The 19,275-nt window shown below is 55.4% G+C and carries 17 protein-coding genes; 2 read left to right on the top strand and 15 right to left on the bottom strand.

Annotated elements, in window-relative coordinates; all coding sequences use genetic code 11:
* Positions 1–106: 106 nt before the first annotated feature.
* From pyrE to C7820_RS01610, 10 genes are all read right to left on the bottom strand, one after another.
* Positions 107–748, bottom strand: coding sequence for an orotate phosphoribosyltransferase (gene pyrE / locus C7820_RS01655; RefSeq protein WP_116229559.1), 642 nt, complete (start codon positions 746–748; stop codon positions 107–109).
* A complete protein-coding gene (gene pyrF, locus C7820_RS01650; RefSeq protein WP_116229558.1) occupies positions 745–1,482 on the bottom strand; it encodes an orotidine-5'-phosphate decarboxylase in 738 nt (245 codons plus the stop codon). The genes pyrE and pyrF overlap by 4 nt, the downstream gene beginning before the upstream one ends.
* 21 nt (positions 1,483–1,503) lie before the next feature.
* A complete protein-coding gene (gene carB / locus C7820_RS01645; RefSeq protein WP_116229557.1) occupies positions 1,504–4,716 on the bottom strand; it encodes a carbamoyl-phosphate synthase large subunit in 3,213 nt (1,070 codons plus the stop codon).
* Position 4,717: 1 nt separating this feature from the next.
* Positions 4,718–5,848, bottom strand: a complete 1,131-nt coding sequence (locus C7820_RS01640; protein WP_116229556.1) for a carbamoyl phosphate synthase small subunit — start codon at positions 5,846–5,848, stop codon at positions 4,718–4,720.
* A gap of 98 nt (positions 5,849–5,946) precedes the next feature.
* Positions 5,947–7,230 carry a dihydroorotase gene (locus tag C7820_RS01635; protein WP_116229555.1) on the bottom strand — a complete coding sequence of 428 codons (1,284 nt, stop codon included), beginning with the start codon at positions 7,228–7,230 and terminating at the stop codon, positions 5,947–5,949.
* Positions 7,231–7,340: 110 nt separating this feature from the next.
* On the bottom strand, positions 7,341–8,249 hold the full coding sequence (locus tag C7820_RS01630) for an aspartate carbamoyltransferase catalytic subunit (protein ID WP_116229554.1): 909 nt from the start codon (positions 8,247–8,249) through the stop codon (positions 7,341–7,343).
* A 1-nt stretch (position 8,250) separates the two neighbouring features.
* Positions 8,251–8,805 (bottom strand): bifunctional pyr operon transcriptional regulator/uracil phosphoribosyltransferase PyrR, encoded by a 555-nt coding sequence (gene pyrR / locus C7820_RS01625; RefSeq protein WP_116229553.1) that lies wholly within the window; start codon positions 8,803–8,805, stop codon positions 8,251–8,253.
* A gap of 338 nt (positions 8,806–9,143) precedes the next feature.
* Positions 9,144–9,401: a twin-arginine translocase TatA/TatE family subunit gene (locus C7820_RS01620; protein ID WP_116229552.1), complete on the bottom strand. Its 258-nt coding sequence runs from the start codon at positions 9,399–9,401 to the stop codon at positions 9,144–9,146.
* A gap of 88 nt (positions 9,402–9,489) precedes the next feature.
* Positions 9,490–10,218: a twin-arginine translocase subunit TatC gene (tatC, locus tag C7820_RS01615; protein ID WP_258875093.1), complete on the bottom strand. Its 729-nt coding sequence runs from the start codon at positions 10,216–10,218 to the stop codon at positions 9,490–9,492.
* Between the two features lie 125 nt (positions 10,219–10,343).
* Positions 10,344–11,027, bottom strand: a complete 684-nt coding sequence (locus C7820_RS01610) for a DUF1232 domain-containing protein (RefSeq protein ID WP_258875092.1) — start codon at positions 11,025–11,027, stop codon at positions 10,344–10,346.
* Positions 11,028–11,193: 166 nt separating this feature from the next.
* Here C7820_RS01610 and ytaF point away from each other — a divergent pair, with 166 nt between their 5' ends.
* Positions 11,194–11,805, top strand: a complete 612-nt coding sequence (gene ytaF, locus C7820_RS01605) for a sporulation membrane protein YtaF (RefSeq protein WP_181908918.1) — start codon at positions 11,194–11,196, stop codon at positions 11,803–11,805.
* Positions 11,806–11,866: 61 nt separating this feature from the next.
* On the opposite strand, the gene C7820_RS01600 is transcribed toward ytaF, so the two are convergent.
* From C7820_RS01600 to lspA, 3 genes are all read right to left on the bottom strand, one after another.
* Positions 11,867–13,120, bottom strand: a complete 1,254-nt coding sequence (locus C7820_RS01600) for an LL-diaminopimelate aminotransferase (RefSeq protein WP_116229549.1) — start codon at positions 13,118–13,120, stop codon at positions 11,867–11,869.
* Positions 13,121–13,215: 95 nt separating this feature from the next.
* Positions 13,216–14,124, bottom strand: coding sequence for an RluA family pseudouridine synthase (locus C7820_RS01595; RefSeq protein ID WP_258875247.1), 909 nt, complete (start codon positions 14,122–14,124; stop codon positions 13,216–13,218).
* Between the two features lie 47 nt (positions 14,125–14,171).
* Positions 14,172–14,669 carry a signal peptidase II gene (gene lspA, locus C7820_RS01590; protein WP_076170153.1) on the bottom strand — a complete coding sequence of 166 codons (498 nt, stop codon included), beginning with the start codon at positions 14,667–14,669 and terminating at the stop codon, positions 14,172–14,174.
* 227 nt (positions 14,670–14,896) lie between these two features.
* Here lspA and C7820_RS01585 point away from each other — a divergent pair, with 227 nt between their 5' ends.
* The gene (locus C7820_RS01585; RefSeq protein ID WP_116229547.1) at positions 14,897–15,634 is read left to right on the top strand and encodes a TraR/DksA C4-type zinc finger protein; all 738 of its coding nucleotides are present in this window, start codon (positions 14,897–14,899) and stop codon (positions 15,632–15,634) included.
* Here C7820_RS01585 and C7820_RS01580 read toward each other — a convergent pair.
* Positions 15,631–15,960 carry a DUF5665 domain-containing protein gene (locus C7820_RS01580; protein WP_089548180.1) on the bottom strand — a complete coding sequence of 110 codons (330 nt, stop codon included), beginning with the start codon at positions 15,958–15,960 and terminating at the stop codon, positions 15,631–15,633. The genes C7820_RS01585 and C7820_RS01580 overlap by 4 nt on opposite strands.
* Positions 15,961–16,139: 179 nt before the next feature.
* Positions 16,140–19,232, bottom strand: a complete 3,093-nt coding sequence (ileS, locus tag C7820_RS01575; protein ID WP_116231583.1) for an isoleucine--tRNA ligase — start codon at positions 19,230–19,232, stop codon at positions 16,140–16,142.
* Between the last annotated feature and the right edge of the window lie 43 nt (positions 19,233–19,275).

The raw sequence follows: 19,275 nt of genomic DNA, 5'->3' as shown, positions 1-19,275 counted from the left end.
AAGGTCCATCATCCGTGTAAACAACTTAAAAAGGCAGCCCTTAGGGCTGCCTTTGCTGTATCATTTTATAAAACCATTTGAGGAAATTCACACAAGTGTCGTCTTCTTAGTTTCCGAACGATGACGGATCTTCTCTCCACGCTTTGAGCGCTTCGACGTCCTCCTGCTGAATGGCTCCCTTTTCCAGGGCCACTTCCATCAGCGCCGCATAGTTGGACAACGTTTGCAGCGGAATCCCCGCTTCGGCAAAGGCTTGTACCCCTTTATCGAGCTGATAGCTGAAGATGGCAAGCACGGCGAGCGGCTCTGCACCAGCTTCCTTCACGGCTATCGCTGCTTTGAGCGAGCTGCCGCCGGTCGAGATCAAGTCTTCGATGACGACGATTTTTTGCCCCGGCTTGATGATGCCCTCGATCAGGTTCTCCTTGCCGTGTCCCTTCGCTTTATCGCGGATATAGGCCATCGGCAGATTCAGCTTCTGGGCAACCCACGCCGCATGAGGGATACCGGCCGTCGCCGTTCCCGCAATGACTTCCGCGTCCGGAAACTGCGCCCGGATGATCGCAGCGAACGATTCGGCGATAAGCTCGCGGATTTCAGGGTAAGACATCGTCAGACGGTTATCGCAGTAGATAGGCGACTTGATGCCCGAGGTCCAAGTGAACGGCTGTTTCGGCCGGAGCGCCACCGCTCCGATCTCAAGCAAATGGGATGCGATACGTGCTGGAATTTCTGCTAGGGTAGTCAAGCTTCGATCATCTCCTTGATAATGTGTTCGGCAGCTTCTCGTGGGTTTTCTGCCGCCGTAATCGGACGCCCGACGACGATGTAATGGCTGCCTTGGCGAATGGCTTCGCCCGGCGTCAGGACGCGCGCCTGGTCGCCTGCTGCGGAGCCCGCAGGCCGGATACCCGGCGTGACGGTGATAAATTGCTGGCCGCAAGCCTCTCGGATCAGCGCCGATTCCTGGGCCGAGGCGACGACGCCGTCCAGTCCGGCCGACTGCGTCAGCTTGGCGTAGTGTACCACGGCGTCCTGAACGCTGCCCTGAATGCCGATCTCGCTGTTGAGCGTCTCCTGACTGGTGCTGGTCAGCTGGGTGACCGCAATGATGAGCGGCCTGCTCAGGCCGGGATCGGTCGCAAGCGCGGATTCGGCTCCATCGAGTGCTGCCTTCATCATCGCCGTACCTCCGGCAGCATGGACGTTAAACATGTCCACACCAAGACGGGTGATGCTCTCTGCGCCACCCCTTACCGTGTTGGGTATGTCATGCATTTTCAGATCAAGAAATACGCTGTAGCCTTTTGACTTCAATTCCCGCACAAAAGCAGGCCCTGCAGCATAATACAGCTGCATGCCCACCTTCAAGTAGCAGGGAATACCTTCAAGTTCTCGGACCAGCGCGGATGCCGCTTCGGCATCCGGGTAGTCCAGGGCCACGATTAAGCGGCCCGCCATTTCTGTATACTTATCATTCATGCTTCTAGTATTTCCCCCTTCTCAGTTCGCAAAAGCCGGCATCGCCTGCGAAGAGAAGTTGAGGGTATCCAGCATATTCATCAGCGCTCTGACCGTGTCCAGCGAGGTCATGCAGACCACGCCGTTCTCTACCGCTTCCCGGCGGATACGGAATCCGTCGCGCTGCGGCGTTTTCCCTTTGGTCAGGGTGTTGAACACGAACTGCGCTTCACCATTGCGGATCAGATCCAGAATGTTCGGTGTACCGTCGCTGAGCTTCTGCACGGTCGTTACGTTGAGTCCGGCTTCGTTCAAAGCTTGAGCTGTACCTTCGGTTGCATAGATCTTGTAACCAAGGCGCTTGTAGCCCTTCATGAGCTCCACAGCTTCTTCTTTATCCTTGTCGGCCACGGTGACGATGATCGCACCTGATGCCGGAATTTTCATGCCTGCGCCGATCAAGCCTTTGTACAGCGCTTTGGCGTATTGCAGGTCGCGTCCCATAACTTCGCCGGTCGACTTCATTTCCGGTCCGAGTGTCGGCTCGACTCTGCGCAGCTTCGCGAAGGAGAACACCGGCACTTTGACGGAAACGTAGTCGCTTTCCGGCCAGAGGCCATCCTTGTAGCCTGCGTCCTTCAGCTTGCGGCCGAGGATGGCCTGCGTGGCCAGGTTCGCCATCGGAATCGTCGTCACTTTGCTCAGGAACGGTACCGTCCGGGAAGAGCGCGGGTTTACCTCGATGACATACACTTCGTCGTTGTAAATGACAAACTGGATGTTGACCAGGCCGATCGTTTTCAGTTCCTTCGCAATCCGCGTCGTGATGGATACGATCTTCTCCTTGAGATGCTGCTCCAGGTGCTGCGGAGGATATACCGCGATAGAGTCGCCGGAGTGCACGCCCGCGCGCTCGATATGCTCCATGATGCCGGGAATGACCACGGTTTCGCCGTCGCAGATCGCGTCGACTTCCACCTCTTTACCCAGCATGTAGCGGTCGATCAGGACCGGATGCTCCGGATTGATTTTTACAGCCTGCTCCATATAGCTCAGCAGCTCTTCATCGGAGTAGACGATTTCCATCGCACGCCCGCCAAGGACGTAGGATGGACGGACCAGCACCGGATAGCCGAGCGATTGGGCCGTGTCTACGGCTTCGTCTACCGATGTAACGGTGCTGCCCTTCGGCTGGGCAATTTGCAGTCTCGAGAGCAGCGCCTCGAACTTCTTGCGGTCCTCCGCCTCGTCGATGCTTTCGAGGCTGGTGCCGAGAATGTTCACGCCCGCTCTGCTCAGCGGTCCGGCCAGGTTGATGGCCGTTTGGCCGCCAAACTGCACGATGACGCCGATCGGCTTCTCCTGCTCGATGACGTTCATGACGTCCTCGAAGAACAGCGGCTCGAAGTACAGGCGGTCCGACGTGTTGAAGTCCGTGGATACCGTTTCCGGGTTATTGTTGATGATAACCGCTTCGTATCCGGCCTTCTGAATCGCCCACACGGCGTGTACGGTCGAGTAGTCGAACTCGATGCCTTGGCCGATCCGGATCGGTCCGGATCCCAGCACGACCACTTTCTCCTTGTTGGACGGCGTTACTTCGTTCTCCGTCTCGTAAGTCGAGTAGTAGTAAGGCGTTGTCGCTTCGAATTCGGCCGCGCAGGTGTCAACCATTTTGTAGACCGGACGCAGACCGTTCGAGAGGCGGAACTCGCGAACTTCCGTCTCCGTCGTCAGGCTTCCGGCCTGGCTCTGGCTGCGGATCTCGGCAATCGCCCGGTCGGTAAAACCGCGGCGTTTCGCCAGGTACAGCGTGTCATAAGAAAGCGTGTCTTCCTGAAGCTGCTCTTCGAACGCGATCAGCCCCTGGATTTTATCAAGGAACCACCAGTCGATCTTGGTCAGGTCCTGTACTTCCTGCAAGCCGTAGCCGCGGCGGAACGCTTCCGCGATCAGGAAGATCCGCTCGTCGTCGGCTTTGATGAGGCGCTCGCGAAGCACTTCCTCGCTCAGCTCTTCCGTACCTTTCAGATAGAAGCGGTGCACTCCGATTTCCAGGGAGCGGATCGCTTTATGGATCGATTCCTCGAACGTGCGGCCGATAGCCATAACTTCGCCGGTCGCTTTCATTTGCGTGCCCAGCTTGCGGTTCGCCTGCACGAATTTATCGAACGGCCAGCGCGGAATTTTGCTGACGATGTAATCCAGCGTCGGCTCGAAGCAAGCGTATGTCTGCCCGGTCACCGGGTTGACGATTTCGTCCAGGGTGTAGCCGAGGGCGATCTTCGCCGCCATCTTGGCGATCGGGTACCCGGTCGCTTTGGAAGCGAGCGCCGAAGAGCGGCTGACGCGAGGGTTAACCTCGATGACATAGTATTGGTAGCTGTGCGGATCCAGGGCGAACTGCACGTTGCATCCGCCTTCGATGTTCAGCGCGCGGATAATTTTCAGCGACGCCGATCTCAGCATTTGGTATTCACGGTCCGAGAGCGTCTGGGACGGGGCTACGACGATACTGTCCCCGGTGTGCACGCCGACCGGATCAAAGTTCTCCATGTTACATACGACGATGCAGTTGTCGTTGGCATCGCGCATGACTTCGTATTCGACTTCCTTCATACCCGCAATGCTCTTCTCGATCAGGCACTGGCCGATCGGGCTGTAACGGATACCGGAAGTTACCGTCTCACGCAGTTCTTCTTCATTCGCGCAGATGCCGCCGCCGGTTCCGCCAAGCGTGTACGCCGGACGGACGATCAGCGGGTAGCCGATCTCTTCGGCGAAGTCGAGCGCTTCTTCCAGAGTTGTGACGATCGTGCTTTCCGGTACCGGCTGTTCCAGCTCGCGCATCAGTTCGCGGAACAGGTCGCGGTCTTCGGCTTTTTCGATCGAATGAAGCTGAGTGCCAAGCAGTTTAACGTTTTCCTGCTCCAGCACGCCTGCTCTCGCCAGTTCCACTGCCATGTTAAGGCCGGTCTGGCCGCCGAGCGTCGGCAGCAGTCCGTCCGGGCGCTCCTGGCGGATGACCTGAGTTACGAAGTCCAGGGTGATCGGCTCGATGTATACTTTATCCGCCGTGTTCGTGTCGGTCATGATGGTCGCCGGGTTGCTGTTGATCAGGACAACCTCGACGCCTTCCTCTTTCAGTGCTTCGCATGCCTGCGTGCCCGCATAGTCGAACTCAGCCGCCTGGCCGATGACGATCGGTCCAGAACCGATAACGAGGATTTTCTTAAGCTGTTTATTGATAGGCATATTATCGTGCTCCTTTCACGGCTGCAGCCAGTTCAGCCTGGCGCGGTTTAGCAGGTTTTTGCTGTTTATGATCGGCAATCATTTTCAAGAACTCGTCAAACAGATAGCTGTTGTCGTAAGGGCCAGGGGCCGCTTCCGGGTGGTACTGCACGGTAAAGGCCGGGTATTTCTTATGTTTGAGCCCTTCCACCGTCTTGTCGTTGTTGTTGATATGCGTAATCTCGAGCTCTGTGCCGGCAATGGAGTCATCCTTAACCGTGTAGCCATGGTTCTGCGATGTGATATAGCAGCGGTTCGTGGCCAAATCCTTCACCGGATGGTTGCCGCCGCGATGGCCGAATTTCAGCTTCTCGGTGTCGGCGCCGCAAGCCAGGGCGAACAGCTGGTGACCCAGGCAGATGCCGAAGATCGGATATTCGCCGAGCAGTTCCTTGATCGTCTGGATCGCGTGCGGTACATCTTTAGGATCCCCAGGGCCGTTGGACAGCTGAATGCCGTCCGGATTCAGGCGGCGGATTTCCTCGGCCGTCGTGTCATGCGGAACAACCACCACGTCGCAGCCGCGGGAAGTCAGTTCGCGCAAAATACCGCTCTTGGCACCATAGTCGATAAGTACGATCCGCTCTCTAGCGCCCGGGCTGCTGTAAGTATGCTTCGTGGACACGCGCGATACCTGATCGGTCATCAGGGTGCTCGCAGCAAGACGCTCTCTCAGCTCCTCGACGGACTGAGCGGATGTCGTCAGAATCCCCTTCATCGTGCCGTGGCTGCGGATCAGGCGGGTCAGCATGCGCGTATCGATGTCGCTGATGCCGACGATCCCGTATTCCTTCAGCAGCGTATCCACGCTGTACTCGGCGCGCCAGTTGCTCGGCACCGTTTCATGGCGGCGTACGACAAAACCGTGGACATATGGCGCAACCGACTCAAAATCGTCGCGCGTAATGCCGTAGTTTCCGATCAGCGGGAACGTCATCGTGACGATTTGCCCGCAGTACGATGGGTCCGACAGCACCTCTTGATATCCCGTAATCCCTGTATTAAACACGACTTCGCCCGTCGTTTCACCTTCTGCTCCGAAAGCACTGCCCGTAAACAGTGTTCCGTCCTCCAGCAGCAATCTTGCCTGCATCCCACTCACTCCTCTGTCAAATTACGTTAAGTTAGTATCTAGTAGTATCTATATCTGTTTCATTTGTATCAACCGATTCGGCCCGGTTATATCCGGTCTTAGGCTTCAAACACGACTTTGCCGTCCATCCAGGTTTTAACCGGCCAGCCCTTCAGCTTCCACCCGGTAAACGGCGTGTTCCGTCCCTTTGAGGCAAACTCTTCCGGATTCACCGCTTTTTCGGTTTCCAGGTCAATCATCGTCAGGTCAGCGGGAGCGCCTTCCTCAAGCCGTCCGGTGTTCAAACCGAACACCCGCGCCGGATCGGAAGTCATCCGCTGAACCAGCATGGCCAGATCCCATTTGCCAGTCGCCACAAACTTGGTGTACAAGAGCGGGAAGGCCGTCTCGAAGCCAACGATGCCAAAAGGCGCCATTTCCATGCCTTTCGCTTTCTCTTCCGCCGCATGCGGCGCATGGTCCGTCACGATGATGTCGAGCGTTCCGTCCAGCAGCCCTTCGATGCAGGCTTCCACGTCCCGCCGCGAGCGCAGCGGAGGATTCATTTTCCAGTTGGCGTCCAGCCCCGGAATGTCTTCATCCGACAGCAGCAGATGGTGCGGACACACCTCGGCGGTAACGTGAATGCCGACTTCCTTGGCCTGGCGGATCAGCCGGACCGACTGTTCCGTGCTGACGTGGCACACATGGTAGTGCACGCCCGTCGCTTCTGCCAGCAGGATGTCCCGCCCCACATGAATCGCTTCCGACTCGTTTGGAATACCGATCAGTCCGTGCTGCTCGGCAAACTTGCCTTCCGTCACGCTTCCCCCTTCGACCAGGGAGTTCTCTTCACAGTGCGCAATCACCGGCATGTTCAGCTCTTTCGCCCGGCGCATGGCGTCTTTCATCATCTTGGCGTTCTGTACGCCAACGCCGTCGTCAGTGAAGCCGACCGCCCCCGCTGCTTTGAGCGCTTCAAAATCCGTCAGTTCCCGTCCGAGCTCCCGTACCGTTATCGCTGCATAAGGGAGCACCTTCACGATTCCAGCCTCGCGGGCCTTCTCCAGCACCAGCTGAACCGTTTCCGGGTTGTCGGTCACCGGTTTCGTGTTCGGCATGCAGGCGATGGTCGTGAAGCCGCCTTTGGCAGCCGAGCGGCTCCCGGTCTCGATCGTTTCCTTATGTTCAAATCCAGGTTCACGCAGATGGACATGCATATCGATCAAGCCGGGCGTAACCAGCTTGCCGACAGCGTCCGTCACTTCCGCCCCTTCGGGAGCACTCCATCCGGCATCAGGTTCCACCAATGTTTTGATGGTGCCGTCCTCAATGACGATATGCTTGCTTACCTGTTCCCCTTGTTCGTTCAGTACGCTGGCGTTCGTTATGATCTGTATCATGAGTACCTCCGGTCGTTGATTGGCACTGTGGCTTCCAATCTATTGTATAATAATAATTCATTTTTGTGTATATTTATTAATAAAATTTGTGTATGCCTATATATCCCTGATTATTTCATCGCCCGTTCCATGACAGCCATACGGATCGGAACACCGTTGCTCATCTGCGGGAAGATCGCCGACTGTTCACTCTCGACAACGGCATCGTCGATCTCCACGTTCCGGTTCACCGGAGCAGGATGCATAATTAGTGTATGCTTGGACAATTTGGAAGCCCGCTCCTCCGTCAATCCGTACTGCGCTCTGTATTCCTCCGCCGATTTCAGCATGCCGGTCGCATGACGCTCAAGCTGAACCCGCAGCATCATGACCACATCCGAGCGGAGCGCCTCTTCCATCGTTACGTATCTGGCAAACGGCTCCAGCTCCGGTGCCGTCATATTATTCGGCGCGCAGAATTTGACTTCGGCCCCGAACTTGCGCAGCGCCCACAGGTCCGATCTGGCCACCCGGCTGTGCTTAATGTCGCCGATAATCGACACCGTCAGGCCTTGAAGGCTGCCGAACCGTTTCTTCATCGTGTACAGGTCGAGCAGCGCCTGCGTCGGATGCTCATTGTTTCCGTCCCCTGCATTGATGAGCGGAACCGAGATTTTGCTGGACAGCTCCTCCAGTACCCCAGCCGGCTTCAGCCGGATGACGCCTGCGTCAATCCCCATCGATTCGAGCGTTCTTACCGTGTCGTAGATCGATTCGCCTTTCTCTACGCTTGAAGCAGCCGCCGTAAAGTTCAGCACTTGGGCGCCCAGGCGTTTCTCTGCCATTTCGAAGGAAAAGCGCGTCCGCGTGCTGTTCTCAAAAAACATGTTGGCTACGAATTTGGAGGCCAGCACCGGCACCAGCTTTTCGTGCTGTGCTTCCCAGTATGCGGCCCGGTTCATGATCGATTCGATTTCGTCGCGGCCCAGATCCTTCAGTCCGAGCAGGCTCCGGTCCTTCAGCTGCGTCATCGTTAGCATGTTATTTCTCCTCCCGGTTTTGCATAATCGTCACTTCGTCCTTGCCGTCCGTTTCCGTGAGGGCCACTTCAATTTGCTCGGACCTTGCCGTCGGTACGTTCTTGCCGATATAATCCGGCCGGATCGGCAGCTCCCGGTGTCCCCGGTCCGCCAGCACCGCCAGCTGGATCATCTGCGGCCGGCCGCAGTCCATCAGGGCGTCCATTGCGGCGCGGATCGTCCGTCCCGTGTACAGCACGTCGTCGAACAAAATCACTTTTTTATCATGAATATCGAGCTTTTCCAGGCCGATGTTTGCTTCAGTCAGAGTTGCTGTGCTGTCTTTCTGGTCGTCCCGGTACCGGGTGACGTCAACGGCGCCCCATGGAACCGGTGTGCCTTCGATTTCGAGAATTTTGCCGGCGATGCGCTCGGCCAGAAATTCTCCCCGGGTTTTGATGCCGATGAACACACAATTTTCAATCCCCTTGTTCCTCTCCAGTATTTCGTGTGCAATCCTTGTCAGTGCACGGCGGATTGCCGTTTCATCCATAATGACATGCACCTCGTTGCTCATGCTCCACACTCCTTCTTCCGTCTAAAAGGGATTTAAATAGCTGACCCGTGAAGGTTCCCCACTAAGCGATGCCTGTTTAGATGCTTGGTGGGGACCCAGATAACAAAAAAACTCCCTGCCCGTAGGCAAGGAGTTAGAAGCCATCAGCATTCGCTGATAGACATAGAGATTCTCTGGGCGGCTTAAAGCAGACAGTATGCTGCCGCGAAGTGAACCTCGGTTCACGTTACCTTGCCAGTCTCACGGGACTGATTTAAAGGTGCTATTCAACTACAGAAGATTATGACAGACTGGACGTCTGTTGTCAACCGAGCTTAGCCTTCCCGATCCGTGGAATTTTATTCCGGCAAACGCGGGGATGCGGCGGATTCCGTCCGAACCGCCTGAGGCTGCTGCCCCTGTTCCGTTACGGGCTCCTGGGCGGAGCTGCGTTTCTGGCGCGGCGAGTCGCCCATAATGTCGCTCATTTCGTTTTTAAATTCCCGCAGCATGCGTCCGGCCGAGCGGCCCAGTCCGGGCAGCTTGTTTGGTCCGAATAACAACAGCGCAAGCACGGCCAGCAATATGAAACCCGGCAAACCGATATCGCTTAGCATAACGTAAATCCTCTCCTTTAAACCAATTTTATAAACCAGCTTCTCCACTGGATTTCAGTGCACTTCAACACCCAAGGTCTAACCTGCCTTAGGCAGATCCATAATTCATCCGGTCTTTGGTCCCCGCATCCATCTGCATTTGCTTGCGGTATACCAGCTTGGACATCAATACGCTGATTTCGTACAGCAGAATAAACGGTACCGACACCGAAATATGCGAAAAAAACTCCGGCGGAGAAATCATGCACGCGATAAAGACCAGCACCATGTACGAGACTTTGCGCATTTTCCCCAGCAGTCCCGGGTTGATGACACGCAGCCTTGTCAGCAGCATCACCAGCACCGGCAGCTCAAAGGCAAGCGACACCGGAACCACGATGTTGGTCAGAAACGTAAAGTACTGCGCAATGCCGTACGTCTCCACCAATCCCAAGTTTTTGGTCATACTCGTCGTAAAGCGAAACGCCATCGGGAACACGACAAAATAGGCAAAAGCAAACCCGACAAGCAGCAGTACGAACGCAGCTGGCACATACTTTAACGCCGCTTTCTGCTCGCTCTTGCGCAGTCCCTTTTTGGCAAAAGCCCAAATTTGCAGCATCGTAAAAGGTACCGCTACGACCAGCGACAGGGCTGCGGCAATGTACATATACATGCGAACGCCCTCCCACGGGCTGAACGCGTTCCATTCGACCAGCGAGGCTGGCGGCCTGCCCCTCAAGAAGTGAAGCACGTCGCCCACCACGAACAGCGCCGCGATCATTGACACCAAAAACGCGCCCAAAATCCAGAACAGGCGCTTGCGCAATTCGCCCAAATGTTCGACATACGAATCCCATTTCCAATGTTTAAACAGAGCTGCTCAACTCCCACTTCAGGCCTTGTTCTCGAAAACAAGCGCCCTTATTGCTATGTCCACTTTACCATGTTTGGCCGCAAAAATCATGGGCTTGTTTCCAGTTCCTTCAGCCGCTCCAGCACCAGCCGCACTGCCAGCGCATCATCGATATACCCGAGCGGAAAACTGTAATCCGGGATAATGTCGGCGGACAATACAAAATAGAGCAGCGCGCTGCCGATCACCGTCTTCATATTGGCGGGAACATCCGGTTTATGATAGCGGGCGTACAAATCTTTTAGCTGCTGAATATAGAACCCGGCGCTCTGCAGCTTCTCAAGCTTCTCCGGAAACCGATCGGTAATCAGCTCGCTCCCTTCCCGGGTTTCCGCGTATTCCTCGTACTTCACCAGCTCCTTCCGGACCCGCTCTGTCATGTCCCGGACATCAAGGCCCAGCCCGTCTAACACGCGCAGCAGTTCCTGCTCATTGGAGCCTGTATAGGAGGCCCCTGGCTGATCTGCAACCTTTAGCTGTGTATTGCCGTCAAGCGGATACCCTGCTGCCGATAACAAAGCCTCCATCGGTATGCCCAGGTGGACCGCGAAATGCTGCAAATGCTCCAGCCTCGCCTTCTGTTTTCCGTTGACAATTCTTGATATTGTTGCGGTATCCATGCCCGTCAATGCGCTGAGGCCGCGCATGGAGAGCGATTGCTTTTTAAGTGCCGCCTTGATGAAATCTGCCAATTTCTCGTGGGACATCGAATCTTCCGGCCCCGTGACCATAAGCTGCACTCCCTTCCTGCCTTGAAAATGGATGCGTTTCGTTAAGTCAACAACCATTGCTCGCTGCCGAACCCTGTTGACGATATCTCAACAAATTGGCCCATCCCCGTCACTTTTTCTCAACGGCCCCATATGATATATGACTTCAATTAAAGGAGCTGACATCATGGATCTGGCTGTTTGGATTCCGGCGATTTCCATCGCGCTTGCCGCCAATCTCGATAATGCGGGCGTCGGCGTGGCTTATGGTGTAAGAAATATAAAAATACCGGCATTGGCGGGTACCGTCATCGCGTTTATCGGATTTATGCTGACCTGGATCGGCGGGATATCGGGAAAAGTGCTGTCCGCCTGGCTGCCGCCATCCGTATGCAATATTGTCGGCATGGTCATCCTCGTCTCGATCGGCACCTGGGTCATAATTCAGCCGCTGCTGCAGGAGCAATTGGCCCGGCATTCGGACCGGCGGAACTGGTTGACCCGAATCCTGCAAAATCCCGAAACCGCCGACTTCAACGCGTCCAAATCGGTGGATTTCAAAGAATCGGTCGTCCTCGGCATCGCGCTGTCGGTCAACAATCTGGCGGGCGGCTTCGACGCCGGGATCACCCATATCGGCATCTGGGAAACGTCGATTTTGTCCGGCATCTTCAGCTTTGCCAGTGTGGGTCTGTGCTCCCGCATCGGCCGAAAAATCGCGGGGGAACGCCTGGGCAAAAGCGCCAGCGTCCTTGCCGGCCTTATTCTCATCTTTATCGGGCTGCATCAGGTGATATAACGCTGCGGCCAAAAAAAAGATCCGCCCTGCATGTCAGGGACGGATCTTGCTCCACATTGAATTAAAATTCGAATTCCACGTCGCTCAGGCGGCGTTTAATTTCGGCAATGACGCGCTTCTCGTCTTCTTGGCCCTTCGCTTCGAAAGTGACGGAGAAACGGACAAAGCTGCCGGCATCATCCCAAGGCACGGTGGAGATCAGCTTCTCGCGGATCAGGAACTGGGAGAAGTCCTCGCCGGAATTGAAGCGGACCCCGCCTTTAATACCCTTAGGCGCTTCCACATAGAGGAAGAAAGAGCCTTTCGGTTTCTCGGCCTGGAAGCCCAGCTCGTTCAGCGCGGCTACCAGCATATCGTGGCGGCGGGAATATTTCTCCGCAATTTTCTCCGTAATTTCCGGATGGTCAAGCCCGTAAGCGGCCGCTTTCTGGATAGCAATAAACTGGCCGGAGTCGTTGTTGTCCTTCACGTCGCCGAAGGCTTTTACGACGAGCGGGTTACCGGCGATAAAGCCGATCCGCCAGCCGGTCATGTTGTAGGATTTGGACAACGAGTGCAGCTCGACACCTACGTCCTTCGCACCTGGAATCGACAGGAAGCTCAGCGGCTTCAGTCCGTCATAAGTCAGGGCTGCGTAAGGAGCGTCATGAACGACGACGATGTCGTACTTCTTCGCCCATTCCACCACTTCGGTGAAGAACTCGACCGTGGCGCTTGCGCCCGTCGGGTTGTTCGGATAGTTCAGGTAGATCAGCTTGGCGCGCTGAGCGATGTCTTCCGGAATGCTCTTCAGGTCCGGCAGGAAGTTGTTTTCCTTCTTCAGCTCAACGGTGTATACTTCCCCGCCGAGGTATTTCGTGTGGGTTCCCAGAACGGGATAACCCGGCACGGTGATGATGGTCACGTCGCCAGGGTTGATGAACACCGATGGAAGCATCGCCAGGGCCGGCTTGGAGCCGATGGAGTGGAGCACTTCTGTCTGCGGGTCGATGCCGTCCACGTTGAAGACTTCCTTCAAGTATTTGGCCGCCGCTTCCTTGAATTCAGGAATTCCGTTATCTGCATAGCCGCGGTTCTCCGGCTTGGCCGCTTCTTCCGCAAGCTTGGCTACAATGCCGGCGTCAGCCATTTCATCCGGTTCGCCTACGCCAAGGTCGATCAGTTCCACGTCCGGGAAGTCTTTTTTTGCCTGGGCTTTGGCCCGCTTGATTTTTTCAAATTTATAGATGGCTGTGTCTTTACCATAATTGGAACCGCCGATCCGGTCCGCAAAGCTGTTCTGAATGTACGTTTGCTGGTACTGTTCGATACTCATGTATTCTTTCATCTCCTACTTCAATTTCTACACCCCTAAATATGAAGGAATCCATGGCGGAATGCCATGGACTAATTATCGTATGATTTGTACTTTCAACGGCTGCGCAGCGATGTCAGCAGATCCTCCATATCGCCGGGAATCGGCGCTGAGAACTCCATATATTCGCCGCTTGCCGGATGGATGAACCCAAGCACGCCGGCGTGCAGCGCTTGTCCGTTCATTTTGATGCCTTTGCTCCGTCCGTATACCGGATCCCCGACGAGCGGATGGCCGATGAACTTCATGTGCACCCGGATCTGGTGGGTCCGCCCGGTTTCGAGCTGAAGCTCCAGCAGGGTATAATCGCCAAAGCGCTCCTTGACCGTAAAATGGGTAACGGCGTGCTTGCTGTTTCTTTCCGTCACGGTGTACATTTTGCGGTCCATTGGATCGCGCCCAATCGGAGCGTCTATCGTTCCTTGATCATGGCTGACATTGCCATGGACCAGGGCATAATAGCGCCGGGTCACGCTGTGGTCTTTGAGCTGGGCGGCCAAAGAGGCGTGGGCCATATCGTTCTTAGCAGCCATGATCAAGCCGGAAGTGTCCTTATCGATCCGGTGAACGATGCCTGGGCGCAGCTCCCCGTTAATGCCGGACAAATCCTTACAGTGGTACATCAGCGCATTCACCAGAGTCCCCGAGGCATGCCCGGGCGCAGGATGAACGACCATCCCCCGCGGCTTGTTGACTACGATGACATCCTTGTCCTCGAAAGCGACATTCAGCGGAATGTCCTCCGGTACGATCTCGACGGCGGCCGGCTCCGGAACGGTCACTTCCAAGCGGTCGCCCGCCGCCAGCTTATAATTGGCTTTGACCGGCTGACCGTTTACAAGCACGTGGCCTGCGCTGATCCAGAGCTGGACCTGGGACCGGGAAATGTCCTCCTCCCAGGATTCCGTAATATATTTATCGATGCGTTCTTTGGCATGGACAGGGTCAACGACCCACTCCCTGATATCCGCACTCTCCGGGTTTTCCCCCGCTCCGGATGTTTGTTCTTCGATCAAACCGGTTCATTCCCTTCATTGCTCTTGTTGTTCGATTCGGTTCGGTTCATGTCCATCAGCGAATCCAGAATAATGAGCGCCACCCCGATCACGATGCAGGAGTCGGCCACATTAAAAATCGGAAACGTATAGCTGCCGAAATTGAATTGTAAAAAGTCCACCACTTCGCCGTTCAGCGCCCTGTCGAGAAAGTTGCCGATCGCCCCTCCCAGGACGAGGCTAAGCGCTACCGGAAGCAGCTTGCGCGAAGACGATTTTCTCACCCGGTTCATATACCAGATAATCGCCACCACCACGACGATGGTAATCACGATAAAAAACCAGCGCTGGTTGGGAAGAATACCGAAGGCTGCACCCGTGTTCCGGTGGGAGGTAATCAGAAAAAAGTTGCCAATCACCGGAATTTCCTCTGCTAATTCCAATCTGGTGGCAATTAAATACTTGGCGCCCTGATCCACCAAAAACACGATTAAAGCGATTAAGTAGTACACCACAGCCATTTGTCACTCCGTTCTTATTCATTAGGCCCGTCCGCTCGGACACAGCCTTTCACGTCATGTAAAGACTTGTTTATTGTAGCATAGGGCGCCGGAAACCGTCCATAAACGGGGAATGGCGAAAACAATTTCCTTCTGTAAAACAGGCTTAATCCGCACATTCTAGATATGAAAAGAAATCGTCTTTATCGTTTTGTTGATCCGAAGCGGAAAGGGGCTTTGTCATGCAGCATCTCACACAATCACAGCTGGATCATTTGCACAGCATGCTTAAGGAACAGCAGGAATCCATCCGCCAAAAGGATGACACCAACGAGCATTACGGCCTGGAAGACTCCATGCGCGACCAGACCGGCGAGCTGTCGAACATCGACAACCATCCCGGCGATGTGGCTACCGAGCTTTACTCCAGGGAAGTCGATTTAACGCTGCAGGACCATGATGACCATCACATGGACCGCATTGAAATGGCGCTGGACCGATTCCAGCAGGGAACCTATGGCGTCTGCGAGGAATGCGGAAAGCCGATCCCGTACGAGCGGTTGGAAGCCGTTCCGACGACGTCTTTTTGCAAAGAGCATTCGCCTAAAGTGCATGTCGAGAATTACCGCCCGGTGGAAGAGGAATTTCTGATGCCTCCTTTTGGCCGGACGAGCCTGGACGAACGCGATGACCAGAACGGTTTCGACGGCGAAGACGCGTGGCAAATCGTAGAAAACTTCGGCAGTTCCACCAGCCCGGCTTATGCTGAAGACCGTGAGGTCCACAGCTACAACGAGCTCGAAATTGAAGCTTCCGACGAGCTGGAAGGCTGCGTTGAGCCGTATGAAGCTTTTGTCGCCACCGATATTTACGGGAATCAGATCGAATTTGTCCGTAACCAAGAGTACCGAAAATATATGGACCAAGGTGAAGGGGTCAGTATGGACCAGCTCGGCGAAGAGGACGAAGGGTTCATTTAATACGTTTTCAGCTCAAGCTGCCGCTGAACGATCCGGACGATATCGGCAATATAATCTCCGATAATCGGAAGATTGAGCGCTCCCAGCACCTGCAGCACATATATAATCGTAGCGGCAAAAAAGGTGAACCCGATGGCGACCCCGACGCCGCGCGCCGCACCGGACAGCAGGTTCAACATAATCAACCGGAAGGGTCTGTGCAGAAGCTGGGTATATTCCGCAATCCGGGCCTGCTCCAATTCCTCGGCAATCCGCACGGTCAAGCGGTATACGACGTTCAGCTTCTCCTCTTCCGATTCGGGAATGATGCTCTTCTTATTCGCCATCTCTGCATTCTCCTCTCGGATCAGCGCGGTATCCATCGTTCCGATGAACAACAAACGAGCCGAAGCCGGCGCGAAAATGGTCTTTCATTTCCGCACGGGCCAGAAGGCTCGTTTGTTCGTTTGTTGTGCTATTATGCGCCAAAGCGGCGATTGCCATTCAATGGCGGTGAAAAGGCAGATTATCCGGCAATGCGGATACCCAGCGTTTTGCCGGCGAGATCAACGCGCTCCATTTCGGCTTCTTGCCCGAACGCAAGCTCGTTCACCAGCACGTTTTCCCGGAGCACATGCTCAAATGCCTGGATGGCAGCCGTCAATTCTTCATCAGCATCAAGGACCAGGGTGACGCGTTTCTCGATCGGCAGGTCGAGCTTTTTGCGGTAGTCCTGTACGGCACGCACCACTTCGCGGACCCAGCCTTCCTGTTCCAGTTCAGGCGTAATTTCCGTATTGAGGGCAACGGTGATGCCATAGCCCGAAGCCGATGCAAATCCGGCTTTCGCCTGCTTTTCGACGAGCAGCTCGTCAGCCGTAATCTGAAGCTCATCTCCATCCGGCGATGTGACGTTCAGGCTGCCGGTATTGACGACGTTCCGCGTATCCTCCGGACTCATCGCTTTCAGGAAGCCCTGGAGGAACCCGATGTTTTTACCGTATTTCTTGCCGGCTACCTTCAGGTTCATCTTCAGCGTAAAGTCGACGAATCCGCTGTCGCTCGTCTCCACGACGATGTTCTTCACGTTGATTTCTTCCTTGATGATCTCCTCGTATCCGGCCACATCAAAATCGCGGTCCAGCGACACAATCAGCTCGGACAACGGCTGGCGGGTCTTGATCCCCGTTTCGTTCCGCACGTTGCGGGCGAGCTCGACGATCTGGCGGGCGGTTTCCATATCTTCCTCGAGTGCCTTGTCGATCCGAGCCTCATCGGCAACCGGATAATCGGTCAGATGAACGCTTTCCCCGCCGGTCAGGTTCGTGTAGATATCTTCCGACAGCAGCGGCGTGTACGGCGCCATCAGCTGGGCCAGCGTAACCAGCACATGCGTGAGCGTGCCGTAAGCGGCCAGTTTATCTTCTCCGAGTCCGCTGCCCCAGAAGCGGTCGCGCGAACGGCGGATGTACCAGTTGCTCAGCTCGTCGACGAATCCTTCGATGGCTTTGGCCGAGTTGAGGAAGTCGTTGCTTTCCAGCGCTTTGTCCACCAGCAGGATCAGGCTGTTCAGACGGGACAGGATCCAGCGGTCCAGCTTGTTTTCCGACGGCTGGTACGGATGCTCAGCCGGGTTGTAGCCGTCGATGTTCGCATACAGCGTCAGGAACGCGTGCGTGTTGACCAGCGTGTCGATCACTTTGGATTTGGCTTCACCGACGATGCCTTTGGAGAAGCGTTTGCTGTTCCAAGGTGCGCTGTCCGAAAGGAGCGCCCAGCGGAACGCATCCGTGCCGTATTCGTTGATGATGTCCCAAGGGTCGATAACGTTGCCTTTCGATTTGGACATTTTTTGGCCGTTTTCGTCCAGGATATGCCCCGTGGCGATGACCGATTTGTAAGGCGCAACGCCTTTGAACAGAGTCGATACGGCCAGCAGGCTGTAGAACCAGCCGCGGGTCTGGTCGATCCCTTCGCAGATCATATCCGCCGGGAACTGCTCCTCGAACGTATCCACGTTCTCAAACGGATAATGGTGCTGCGCGAACGGCATCGAGCCGCTGTCGAACCAAACGTCGATCACTTCGGACGTCCGCTCCATCACGCCGCCTTCGCAGTGCGGACAGCGCACTTTGACCTCATCGACGTAAGGCTTATGCAGCTCCAGATCGTCGCTGATTTCGCCGACCGCCTGGGCCTTCAGCTCCGCAAAGCTGTGCGGCGAAAACTCGCCTTTGCACGATTCGCAGACCCAAACGTTCAGCGGCGTGCCCCAATAGCGGTTACGGCTGATATTCCAATCCACCAGCTCTTCCAGGAACTTGCCGAAGCGTCCTTCACGGACATGGCCCGGATACCAGGTAACCCCATTGTTGTTGGCGATCAGCTGATCCTTGACGGCCGTCGTTTCGATAAACCAGCTCTCCATCGCATAATAGAGAAGCGGAGACTTACAGCGCCAGCAGAACGGATAGCTGTGCTCATATTTTTCCTTGCTGTACAAAGTTCCTTTTTCCGACATCATCTTCACGATGTCCAGATCGCAATCTTTCACGAAGCGTCCGGCGAAGTCGGTAACCTCATCGGTATAGCGTCCTTGGGCGTTCACCACGCTCACGAAGCTGATGCCGTTTTCCCGGCAGGTTTTGTAGTCGTCTTCCCCGTGGGCCGGCGCCATATGCACGATCCCCGTACCACTCGAATCCGTAACAAAAGATGCGCCGACGATGATGTTGCCTTTTTCCGGCTTGAAGTAAGTAAACGGCGGCGTGTAGCTCTGGCCGACAAATTCGGAACCTTTGTGTGTGGACAAAACCGTATAGTCGCCTTTCATCACGTCTTCAACCAGGTTTTTGGCGACGATGTAGACGCCGTCTTCCTGCTGGACGCGGGCATATTCCATATCCGGATTCATGGCCAGCGCCACGTGGGACGGCAGCGTCCAAGGCGTGGTCGTCCAGGCCAGCACATAATCGCCGCTGTCATGCAGCTTGAATTTGGCCGTAGCACTCAAATCCTTGACATCTTCGTAGCCCTGCGCCACTTCGTGGGAGCTGAGCGTCGTCTGGCAGCAAGGGCAGTACGGGCTGACGCGATGTCCGCGGTACAGCAGCCCTTTGCCGTGAATCGTGGACAGGATGTTCCATACGCTCTCGATGTAATTGTTCTCCAGTGTGATGTACGGATGGTCCAGATCCGTCCAGTACCCGATCGCTTCGGTCAGCTCTCTCCACTGCTTCTCGTACTCGAACACGCTGTCCTTACATTTCTTCACAAACTCTTCCACGCCGTATTTCTCGATATCCTGCTTACCGGAGATGCCGAGCTGCTTCTCAACGCCGAGCTCCACCGGCAGACCGTGGGTGTCCCAGCCGGCTTTGCGCACGACACGGTAGCCCTTCATCGTTTTGTAACGCGGCACAAAATCCTTGATCACGCGTCCCAGCACGTGCCCGATATGCGGAGCCCCGTTGGCTGTCGGCGGGCCTTCGAAAAATACGAAGTTCGGCTTGCCCGAACGGTTTTCAATGGATTTTTTGAAGGTGCCTTCTTCATTCCATTTTTTCAGGATGCGCTGATCTCTCACGCGCGCTTTTTCTTTGACATCGACCTTATGCATGGTCACCATACCTCACTTTCATTCTTTGAAAAACTTCCCATCT

Source organism: Paenibacillus sp. VMFN-D1 (genome assembly GCF_003386155.1).
In the GTDB taxonomy this organism is placed as follows: domain Bacteria; phylum Bacillota; class Bacilli; order Paenibacillales; family Paenibacillaceae; genus Paenibacillus_AQ; species Paenibacillus_AQ favisporus.
Note: the sequence above shows the minus strand (reverse complement) of the source record. Positions and strands in the feature narration are given on the sequence as shown.